Here is a 2,776-nt window from a genome sequence, read left to right as displayed (position 1 = left end):
GTCGCCAGGCGCACCTGCTCCGCACTAAACTGCTCCGGAGGCACACTACCCTCGTACGCGCGTCGCGCATCCTCAAAGAACGCATCCACCTGTCCGCGGTCGTATCCCTTTGAGAAGAAACCGACCCTCGGGAACTCAGCCATCATTGCTCCTTACTCTGAGTCATGGAACGAAGAATGTCATCAACGGCCTTCTGCGTGCCGAAATCGGCATACTCGGCGGGCAGGGCCATCGGCTCGGCATCAGGAATCGCCACAGGCGGTGCCGAAATGAAATCGTTAGTCGTAGGCAGCGTAGCGGACGCGTGCGCGAGCGGCACAGCTGAGCGTTCCGTCGCGGTCTGCTCTGGCAACGCGGCACCCGCAACGCCTGCGCCACCAGCGGCTACCTGGGGCATCTGCGCAACGGCGGGAGTCGGCGCGGGCTGCGCAGGTGCAGCCACCGGTGCCGAAGCCGCGGCAGGCTGGGCCGGAACAGCAGCCGTCTCAGCCTGCTCGGCGTTCTGTGCCGCCTGCTCGCGCTGGCGATCAAGGCCTCGCAACACCTGAATAAGCCGATCAATCTCCATGTCGACCTCTTCATCATTGAAGCCACGCCACTTCACGGAAAACTCCTGGTCCTCCGCCTTCTGAGCGGTAATGACCTTCTCAGGATCAGTTTCCTCGCCCGTGATGGTGCGCTCGATGTCAACGAGGAAGCTCAGAACTTCACTCGCGTCATATCCCATACGCAAAAAGCTGCGCGAAAAGTCTTTCCTGATCATGCGTCCTCCTTCATACGCCCGCGCTTACCTTCGGCGACCGCCGTCGCGAGCTGACCGCACGCTCCATCGATATCCGAACCGCGTGTGTCACGGATCGATGTGGCAATGCCATTGTCACGCAGCCGACTCACGAAAGCGTCTTGGGCATGCCTCGTCGACGCCGTCCAAATGGAACCGGGCGTCGGGTTCAGGGGAATCGGATTCACATGAACCCAGCCATGGCCTCGTCTATTGAGTTCATCGGCCAGGAGCTGCGCACGCCACTCCTGATCGTTCATGTCCTTAATGAGCGCGTACTCGATCGAGACGCGGCGCCCAGTCGCCAGGAAGTAGGCGCGGGCCGCGTCGAGGAGTTCACCCACCTTCCACCGCGAGTTGATCGGAATCAGCTCATCACGCAGGTCATCATCGGGAGCATGCAGGGACACGGCCAACGTCACTGGCATCCCCTCCCCCGCCAGCTTACGGATCGCCGGAACCAAGCCAACCGTAGAGACAGTGATGTTGCGAGCGCTCATACCAAAGCCCTCGGGTGCCGGATCAATGAGGCGATGCAACGCACCAATCACCGTCTTGTAGTTGGCCAACGGCTCCCCCATCCCCATGAACACGATGTTCGACAGAGTCGTCGGGCCACCCGCCAGCGCGCCGTCGCGGCACGCGGCCTGCGCGTAGCGAACCTGATCGACGATCTCGGCCGTCGACAGATTACGGGTCAGACCCATCTGGCCTGTCGCGCAGAACGGGCACGCCATACCGCACCCCGCCTGCGAAGACACGCACAGAGTCGTACGCTGCGGATAACGCATAAGGACCGACTCGACCTGCGCGCCGTCATAGAGACGCCACAGATCCTTAATCGTGCGACCGCCATCCGCCTCCAACGAAACGACCTTCGACACGAGAGTCGGCAGAAGCGCCTCACGCACCTGCGCGCGCATACCTGCTGGAATATCACTCATGTGCTCCGGATCCGCCTCGAAGTGCGTGAAGTAATGACGCGACAACTGGTCGGCACGGAAAGCGGGCAGGCCCAGATCCTTCAGGACCTGCTTGCGTCCTGCGGCGTCGAGATCCGCCAGATGCGACGGAGCCTTGCCCCTGCGCTTCGCAGTAAAAGACAAGACAGGCTTCGCATCCTTGTGCGTCGCACCCTCCGGGGGTTGATCCGTCGGACGCACCTCGCGCCGCGGACTACGGCGAATCGGGGACACAGCCACGGCCTCGTCCCTCTCACGCCTATCGGACCCGGAACGACCCTTCGTCGATTGACTCAATGCTTGGACTCCCAAGAAATACCCGGCAGCGCCCACGCAAAAATGAAGTAGGCGACCGGCGCGCTCATGAGCAGCGCGTCCACTCGGTCGAGAACGCCACCGTGCCCGGGCAGAATCTTCGACATGTCTTTCAGGCCCGCCTCACGCTTAATGAGCGACTCGGTGAGATCACCCATCGTGCCCACAAACGCAATCGAGATGCCGGCGATGATTCCCCACCACCAGGCGGCACCCAGCCACCACAGGCCGACCGTTCCCACGCCGACCGCAGTCAGCGCCGAACCGGCAAAACCCTCCCACGACTTCTTCGGAGAAAGCGCTGGTGCCATCGGGTGTTTACCGAACAGAACACCGGCAGCCCAGCCGCCCGTATCGTTGGCGATCACCATCAACTCGAAAACCACGAACACCCACGGGTTACGCCATGCGCCGAGCATAAGCACCACGAACGAGGCCAGGAACGGCACGTACGCCGCCGTGAACGTCGTCGAGACGACATCACTCATCCTCGATTCCTGACGCCGATCCAGCAGACGCCACGCAGCGCACACGAACACCGTGATGTAGAGAGCGAAGAGCATTCCCTCGCTGCCGAGCCACCACGCGCACGTCACCATGCCGATCGCACCCACGTACAGCGGTGTCACAGCCAGGGCGATGCCCATGCGCGCAAACGCACCAGCCAACTCCCAAATGCCCACCAGGCACACGAAGCCGATGACGCCCACGAAGGCCG

General features: G+C 62.4%; 3 protein-coding genes and 1 pseudogene. All 4 read right to left on the bottom strand.

Annotated elements, in window-relative coordinates; translation table 11 throughout:
- Positions 1-143 (bottom strand): annotated as a pseudogene (locus QZ149_RS09950) (cell division protein DivIVA); the annotation flags it as partial.
- On the bottom strand, positions 143-763 hold the full coding sequence (locus QZ149_RS09945; RefSeq protein ID WP_291451281.1) for a cell division protein DivIVA: 621 nt from the start codon (positions 761-763) through the stop codon (positions 143-145). The gene QZ149_RS09945 and the pseudogene QZ149_RS09950, both read right to left, overlap by 1 nt.
- Complete coding sequence (rlmN, locus tag QZ149_RS09940; RefSeq protein WP_291451280.1) at positions 760-1,983, bottom strand: 23S rRNA (adenine(2503)-C(2))-methyltransferase RlmN; 1,224 nt, start codon at positions 1,981-1,983, stop codon at positions 760-762. The genes QZ149_RS09945 and rlmN overlap by 4 nt, the downstream gene beginning before the upstream one ends.
- 53 nt (positions 1,984-2,036) lie before the next feature.
- Positions 2,037-2,776: phosphatidate cytidylyltransferase (locus QZ149_RS09935; RefSeq protein WP_291451279.1), on the bottom strand; the 740-nt coding region annotated here is incomplete at its 5' end.

It is taken from the genome of Actinomyces sp. ICM47 (genome assembly GCF_905369875.1).
Classification (GTDB): domain Bacteria; phylum Actinomycetota; class Actinomycetes; order Actinomycetales; family Actinomycetaceae; genus Pauljensenia.
Note: the sequence above shows the minus strand (reverse complement) of the source record. Positions and strands in the feature narration are given on the sequence as shown.

What these genes read in the sequence shown, in the direction of transcription:
- QZ149_RS09945 (WP_291451281.1), bottom strand. Translation starts at nt 763, where the DNA reads ATGATCAGGAAAGACTTTTCGCGCAGCTTTTTGCGTATGGGATATGAC.